The organism is Paenibacillus sp. L3-i20, from assembly GCF_022180385.2.
GTDB lineage: Bacteria > Bacillota > Bacilli > Paenibacillales > Paenibacillaceae > Pristimantibacillus.
The window spans coordinates 2,440,549-2,448,316 of sequence record NZ_BQME02000002.1 but is presented as its reverse complement, the minus strand read 5'-3'; the positions used below and the strand labels follow the sequence as shown (position 1 = coordinate 2,448,316).

Genomic DNA, 7,768 nt, shown 5'->3' with positions numbered 1-7,768 from the left:
CCCGGATGCCACGGTCCTGGATGTCCGCCGCCCGGATGCCACGGTCCTGGATGCCCTCCGCCCGGATGCCACGGTCCTGGATGTCCGCCGCCCGGATGCCACGGTCCTGGATGCCCTCCGCCCGGATGCCACGGTCCTGGATGTCCGCCGCCCGGATGCCACGGTCCTGGATGCCCTCCGCCCGGATGCCACGGTCCTGGATGTCCGCCGCCCGGATGCCACGGTCCTGGATGCCACTGACCTGGATGACCCGGCCATGGTCCTGGTCCCGGAGGAAACCAACCAGGGCCTCCACCTGGAATTTGGAATACAACTCGTTGTTCAGTGCATCCACATCCGCTGCCGGCCACCGCGAATTTCCTCTGTAATACTTCATTCGACTGTACGTTAGCATCGTCGTAAGTATGTGTCATTCGAGCAATCAGTCTCCTTCACAATTTCATTAGGCATTTATCCTGATGTATCCTATGCGGCATATGCCTATCCCGTGTGGAGTAGTTTGAGAAGAAATGTGATTGAAAAAGTCAACATAAGAAGTTGAATTTATGTATACCGAAAAATGATGGCAAGGAGTACTGTTAGATATAAGGTTACTGATTCTTACAGGGGGGAAACAAAATGATCAAGAGGCGAACGATATACTGTATGCTTGCAGCAATAGTGGCTATTTCATTAACAGCCTGCAGCAGTACAAAAAAAGAAGAAGGTAATACTGGCTCCAAAACTTCAGAGCAAGTAAACAAAAAAGTGACATTGACCTTCCAAACGTTGCAGACAGACAAAACGACACCTGCATATCAGATTGAAGAGGAACTCGTAAATCGTTATGTGGAAGAAAATCCAAATGTAAAAATAGAATGGGATAGACTCGACACAGAGCAACAAAAAGTGAAGCTGAAAACACAAGCAGCATCCGGTGAAGTGTCTGATATTACGATGGTTAACCCAGGTGCGCAGCTACAACCGTTTGCAAATGGAAAAGTACTGTTGCCGCTCAATGATATTTTGGATCAAGAGATGAAGGGACTGTTTCAGGAGGGAGTGCTCGATTATTACTCCTTTGATGGAAGTGTATATGCACTGCCATATAGCATGGATATAGCAGGCATTTTCTACAACAAAGAGTTGTTCGAGAGGGCAGGAGTGGAGCCTCCAACAACGTTTGAAGAGATTATTGCTTCGGTTCCTAAATTCAAAGAGGCAGGTATTCCAGCAATGATACTAGGCGGAAAAGACCAATGGCCTCTATCATTCATGTTTACCAATGTGCTTCAACGGGTGAATGGTGGTGCGAAGTTTCTTGATGAGGTAGTAGCCGGCAACAAAAACTTTAATGATCCTGTTTTTATTGAAGCGCTCCAAAAAACGCAAGATTTGATTAAGGCAGGTGCGTATCAAGAAGGAGCTGCAACTTATGACAACAACACGTCCTCCCAACATTTCCGCGATGGCAAGGCAGCTATGTACTTTATGGGTTCATGGGAAATCTCTTCAATCGATGCATCGGAAGCTGTAAAAGGAAAGATTGGCTTTTTGCCGTTCCCGACAGTAGGGGGTAAAGGGAATCCAAACGATTATGTGATCGCACCTGGAACAGCCTACGCACTTGGTGCTAACGGCGACCATCTAGAAGAAAGCAAAAAGCTTTTGAAGTATTTTTTTAAGAATTATGCTAAGGTTGCATTCGAGAAAAAAGCAGCAGTAGGTCTTGCTTTAAAGGTGGAAGGTGATCTAAAAGCTGCTGGATATTCTGACCTTGCTATCGATGCAATGCAACGCTTTAATGAAATTAAAGGTGGAGACATGAACTTTGACAATGTTATTGAGCCTACTACTACGCAGACACACTTGACTGGTTTGCAGAGCATGTTAATTAAGGATGTTCAAGTTGCAGATCTTGCAAATGAGCATCAGAAGGCATGGGAAGCTTACAACAAACAATAATGTCAGGTCGATAAAGGGAACCTAAGGGTTCCCTTTTATTTCTCAGCGGAAACGACAGCTAAGTCTCCAAAAGGCGGCTTTAGCCGTTTACGCTTGCTAATACAGCTTAGGAGGGAACGTGTGTGAACGGAGTATTGAAAGTAAACAAACGGACGTTAGCGCTATTCGTCCTTCCCTGTTTATTATTTTATTTGTCATTTGTATTCGTACCGATTGTAGTGTCTATCTATTATTCCTTTATGGAATGGGCTGGTATGGGGGAGCGGGATTTTGTAGGCTTAGACAACTATGTAAATTTGTTCACACGAGATCCTATTTTTTGGCCATCTGTACTTAGAACACTTTATATTGCACTATTTTCACTAGCACAAATTCCAATTGCAATTTTTGTGGCGATTTTGCTTAGTCGCTATGTGAAACGACCGAATTTACTTATCTCAAGTTACTTTTTACCTGTTATTTTATCTGTTGTAGTTATCGGACAATTATGGATGGCTGTCTATAATCCGGTATCGTTAGGTGGTATGCTGAACGGGTTGCTGGATAGTATAGGTCTCGAATCTTGGACTAAAATATGGCTAGCAGATCCTGTATATGCGATATTCGCTCTTTGTTTCGTTATCTTTTGGCAATATATCGGGTATCACGTTCTTATACAATTTACCGGTGTGCAAAATATTTCGAACGATCTATACGAAGCTGCCAGCATTGATGGTGCCGATGGGTTCAAGGCAGATCGTTATATTACTCTTCCGTTATTAGCTCCAGTCGTAAAAATATCAGTTGTACTCGCCGTTATTGGATCGCTTAAGGCATTTGATCTTATCGTTGTTATGACGGGCGGGGGGCCTGCGAATTCGACGGAAGTGATTTCGACTCATATGTATTACATGACCTTCAAATCGTTCAAATATGGTTACGGAAGTACGATATCTACGGTTTTAGTTATTTTCTGCTTAGTTATGACAGTATTGCTTAATTTAGCTTTCAAACGAGCAGAAGAAAATAGTTCTTAGAGCAAGGAGGAGACTAGCATGAGGGATCTACAATCTATTAGACGTATCGGTGCATGGATCTTTATGGGGATATTAGCGATAACTCAGCTTTACCCGCTCGTTTGGCTGCTGTTATACTCATTGAAGACGAATAGTGAAATAATGTCGGGACAATTTTTTTCTTTGCCTAAGAAGCTGCAATGGCAAAATTACAGTGATGCTTTCACTTCAGGCAGTTATATGAAATATATAGGCAATAGCATATGGGTGACGATAATTACTTTAGCACTAACAATTATTCTGAGCGGTATGGTATCCTATGCGATTACCCGATTCAAATGGCGTTATGGGAATACAATCATGTTATTATTTCTAATTGGCATAATGATTCCCATTCAGTCGACGCTGCTGCCACTTATGATTATTTTCAAAAATATCGATATATTAAATACACATATGTCTATCATTATCCCATATGTCGCATTTTCTATCCCGCTTGCTGTCTTTATTTTGTCAGGATTTCTAAGAGGTATTCCGCATGAAATAGAAGAATCAGCAATGATTGATGGAGCGTCCATTTACCGTGTCTTTTTCTCCATCATTTTCCCCATCTCAGTACCACCAATTATGACTGTACTCATTCTTACATTTATATCGATATGGAACGAATATATTATTGCTTCGACCTTTCTTTCTTCCGACAACTTGAAGACGCTTCCATTCGGAATTAACAGCTTCGTAGGACAATATACCGCTAATTACGGTGCAATCGGAGCTTTTCTTGTGTTAGGGGCTCTTCCAGTTATTGCTTTTTATTTTGTTTTATCGGATAAGATTACAAAAGGAATGGTAGCTGGAGCAATCAAAGGCTAATAGGATGAGAGGCAGGTCGAGTCGAAATGAAGCGATTGAGGTTCAATACTTTTCATTCTCGTTTGCTCATTTGGATTTTGCTGTCTACCTTAGTGCTGCTCTTTGGGCTTACTGTCCTTTTTTATCATTACACAACGGAACAAATTGATCTGAAGGTAGGTGAAGCTGCACAACGCAACACTTCACAAGCGATGGACAGTTTTTCATTGCTGGCTAGAGGTTTCGATAGTCTAACGAAGTCGGTCATGAGCAATGTAGAAATTCAGCGTCTTCTTTCTAAGGAAGCACCCGATGAACAAGAGGAGTTCAGTAAGCAACTTCTTATGATGGGAGCACTGGGTACAATATTTTATAGCCATAACGATGTGAAAGGTATTCATATCATATCAAATAGAGGTAACGTATATAGTTATGAATCGATTACTCATTCCATCAACCCTGCCTTTTTAAAAGGAGAGTGGCTTACGAGGTTGCAGCAATCCGATGGAACGATGGTGTGGGGCGGTATGTTAGAGGAATCTCTAACTGTACGTGAAGATCCGGTATTTACGTATGGTCGATTAATAACTAATCTGATTACCGCTCAGCCTCTTGGAGTCATCATTATCGAAGCTGATCCACGAACCTTCCTATCATCGATGAACAATTTAACGATTAATTCGAAAAGCAGATCTTACGTTTTCTCAGATGCTAATCAGTTATTGGTATCTTCTCATACCGATGAGACGCTGCCGGAAAGCATGCTAGATCTTGATCAATATGAATTTGATAATAAAGCTGTAGATGCAAGCAATGAAAGTCATCTCATCGTAATCGCAGAAGAGCATAAGCTTGGTTGGAAGCTGCTCACGCTTACTCCCAAACCGGTAGCTAAGCTCGAACAAGCCGAGGCGAATCGGTACTTCGTGCTCGTGACCGTTGTGATCGTTATTATTACGACTCTGTTAGCAGCGTTCCTCTCACGTTCCGTATCAAAGCCGATCAAAACGATCGTGAATGAAATGAGACGAGTAGAACGAGGTGATCTGACCACTCAGCCCAAACCAACGAAATCTTATGATGAAATGAATTATTTGAATGATCATTTTAATCGAATGGTTAGCGAAATCAACGGCTTAGTGGAGCGTAACAAAATAGTGGCTGCCAGCGAGAAGAATGCACAAATACATGCGCTCCAGTCGCAAGTAAATCCTCATTTTCTATACAATACTTTAGAGATGATCTACTGGCTTCTCGATGAACAACAAAATGAGAAGTTAGCGAATCTTATTCTTTCATTATCCCGAATGTTGCGTTATAGCAGTGATTGGCGAAACTCGGTAGCTTCCCTTGAAGAGGAGCTTGTGCAGATCAATCATTATATGACGATCATTGAAGCTCGCTCCGATAGACGAATATTTGTTGAGCATAACATTGATGAACAGTGGCTAATAACTCCGCTGCCTAAGATGACCCTTCAGCCATTAATTGAAAATGCAGTCATCCATGGACTGTCAGGACGTGCAAGTGAAGGCAAAATTTCAATCTCATTAATTGAAGAAGGGCAATCAATCTGTATTCTGCTGCGTGACAATGGAGTTGGAATTCCAGATTTGAAGCTAAAGGAGCTCCAGCAATCACTTAAACGAGCGGAGCAGTTAAAGTGGAATGAACTGCTCGAAGAGGAGAGAAAGAGTTTATCAGCTGAACCAGCTATTTATGGGAAATCCTCTGGATCAGGAGCAGGTTTTCTAAACGTACATCGTAGAATGATATTGGAATATGGTACTGGGTATGGATTGCAAATAGAGAGTGAAGTAAGCATCGGTACGACAGTGACAATTATTGTGCCTATTAAGAAACTTCGTAATTAATTCGCAGTAGTTGTGCCATGGGGAGTGAAGGTATGCACATTCTTGTTGTAGACGATGAGAAAACGATACGTGAAGGATTGAAACGAACGATCCAAACTGCCTTTGAAGAAATAGAGGTTTCCACTGCGGCCTCTGCATTAGACGCGCTGCGTATTTTACTCCTTGAACGAGTCCATATTGTTTTTCTGGATATAATGATGCCGAATATGAATGGATTAGAATTACTGGCGCAGGTACGTCACACGTACAAGGATATCAAATGGATCGTCATATCTGCACATTCCGAGTTCGCTTATGCTCAGGAAGCACTAAGGCTTGGCGCAAAAGACTATTTCCTCAAACCTTTTGGCAAGGATCAAATTGTTCAAACAGTCACTGACTTACATAGAAATTGGCTCCATGAGCAAAGTAAAGGTTTAGATCAGGATTTGCTTGAGCTGAATTTAAACTATTTGCGCGAAGCCGTATTTAGAAGATGGATTCAAGGCCTCGATATCGGCAGGTTTGATCTTACTATAATACGCAAAGAGTACGAACAGTACTATTTGATTGCTGTCAAATTGGAATGCAACCCACAATTAACGCTGCAAAATTTTATTGTAGAAAATGTGATGACGGAATATATGAGTCAGAATGGTAAGGGATTTATCGTCAATATGGACGGCGATTTTTTGGCGGGTGTACTATCACTAGAGGAAGGATATACAGCTCGTTGTTTCCGTGAAGGAGCGGTTACTTATTTAAGTCGTTGTCTGAAAGTACCGTATCTGCTCTATATGAGCGAGCTGCTAACCGATTTTGGAGCAATTCCACAAGAAATAAGGAAATTTAATTCATCTACTATTGCTGAAGTAGATCATGGATCGATGAAGGGCAAAAGTGATGCCATTGATACAGCATTGCAATATATGAAAAGCAGTTATAAAGAAAACTTGTCATTAGAATTGGTGGCTTCTATCGTGTATCTTAATCCTGTTTATTTTAGTAAGTTGTTCAAGCAACGTATTGGTATTGGTTATAAGGAATATGTAACAAACTTGCGTATGGAGCGAGCAAAGGAACTGCTAATGGATTCTAATCTTACGATTACGAAAATCGGGGAATTAGTTGGTTATCCAGACGTTCGTCACTTTACACAAGTTTTTCGCAAAAGCCATAATTGTACGCCTAGTCATTATCGAACTGCAAAAGTGCTTATATAATTAGCTCCATTTACATAGAAGAGAAGCCTCCGACCAAACGTATTGGCGGAGGCTTCGTCTATGTATATTGGATGCTCATCTTTCGGTTATCGCTAGGATGATATCCATTTGTCGAAGAATGCTTATTTAACAGCAGCTTCGTAACGTTTGCTAACTTCATCCCAGTTTATAACGTTCCAGAACGCTGCGATGTAATCAGGACGTTTGTTTTGGTAGTTTAGGTAGTAAGCATGCTCCCAAACATCTAGACCAAGGATTGGTGTTTCACCTTCCATGATCGGGCTGTCTTGGTTAGGAAGGCTGTATACTTTCAATTTGCCGTTAGCTACAGCAAGGAAAGCCCAACCACTGCCGAAACGAGTAGCAGCTGCTTTAGCGAAGTCAGCTTTGAATGTATCTAGGCCGCCTAGTTCGCTTTCGATTGCTGCTGCAAGAGCGCCAGTTGGTGCTCCGCCAGCGTTAGGAGCAATTGTTTCCCAGAACAAGCTATGGTTAGCATGTCCGCCGCCGTTGTTGCGTACTGCAGTACGGATTGCTTCCGGAACGCTTGCAAGATCAGCGATCAATGCTTCAATTGATTTGCCCTGAAGCTCAGGAGCTGATTCAAGTGCTGCGTTTAGATTAGTTACATATGCATTGTGATGGCGTCCGTGGTGGATTTCCATCGTTGTTGCATCGATATGCGGTTCAAGTGCGTTGTGCGCGTAAGGTAGAGCAGGTAGTTGATGTGCCATTATTCATTACCTCCTGGAATATTATATAGTTTAGAACATATTTATTATCTCTTATCCAAACTAATAAATCAACATTGGTGTTGAAAAAGTCGACACCGCTTTAACCCCAGTAGCATAACACTGTTCCCGCCAATTTATTCAAAATATTAGTATGAAAAGGTTATTTA

Annotated in this window: 7 protein-coding genes; 5 read left to right on the top strand and 2 right to left on the bottom strand. The window is 41.9% G+C overall.

Annotated elements, in window-relative coordinates:
• Positions 1 to 413 (bottom strand): hypothetical protein (locus MFF31_RS25120; RefSeq protein ID WP_238192018.1); only part of this gene is annotated, 413 nt, incomplete at its 3' end.
• A 205-nt stretch (positions 414 to 618) separates the two neighbouring features.
• Here MFF31_RS25120 and MFF31_RS25115 point away from each other — a divergent pair.
• The 5 genes from MFF31_RS25115 to MFF31_RS25095 all read left to right on the top strand — a co-directional run bounded on the left by MFF31_RS25115 (position 619) and on the right by MFF31_RS25095 (position 6,867).
• The gene (locus tag MFF31_RS25115; protein ID WP_238192016.1) at positions 619 to 1,944 is read left to right on the top strand and encodes an extracellular solute-binding protein; all 1,326 of its coding nucleotides are present in this window, start codon (positions 619 to 621) and stop codon (positions 1,942 to 1,944) included.
• Positions 1,945 to 2,066: 122 nt separating this feature from the next.
• Complete coding sequence (locus MFF31_RS25110) at positions 2,067 to 2,960, top strand: carbohydrate ABC transporter permease (RefSeq protein WP_238192015.1); 894 nt, start codon at positions 2,067 to 2,069, stop codon at positions 2,958 to 2,960.
• 18 nt (positions 2,961 to 2,978) lie between these two features.
• Positions 2,979 to 3,812 (top strand): carbohydrate ABC transporter permease, encoded by an 834-nt coding sequence (locus MFF31_RS25105; protein WP_238192013.1) that lies wholly within the window; start codon positions 2,979 to 2,981, stop codon positions 3,810 to 3,812.
• A 26-nt stretch (positions 3,813 to 3,838) separates the two neighbouring features.
• Positions 3,839 to 5,665 carry a sensor histidine kinase gene (locus tag MFF31_RS25100; protein WP_238192012.1) on the top strand — a complete coding sequence of 609 codons (1,827 nt, stop codon included), beginning with the start codon at positions 3,839 to 3,841 and terminating at the stop codon, positions 5,663 to 5,665.
• Between the two features lie 32 nt (positions 5,666 to 5,697).
• On the top strand, positions 5,698 to 6,867 hold the full coding sequence (locus MFF31_RS25095) for a response regulator transcription factor (protein WP_238192011.1): 1,170 nt from the start codon (positions 5,698 to 5,700) through the stop codon (positions 6,865 to 6,867).
• Positions 6,868 to 6,989: 122 nt separating this feature from the next.
• On the opposite strand, the gene MFF31_RS25090 is transcribed toward MFF31_RS25095, so the two are convergent.
• Complete coding sequence (locus MFF31_RS25090; RefSeq protein WP_238192010.1) at positions 6,990 to 7,601, bottom strand: superoxide dismutase; 612 nt, start codon at positions 7,599 to 7,601, stop codon at positions 6,990 to 6,992.
• Between the last annotated feature and the right edge of the window lie 167 nt (positions 7,602 to 7,768).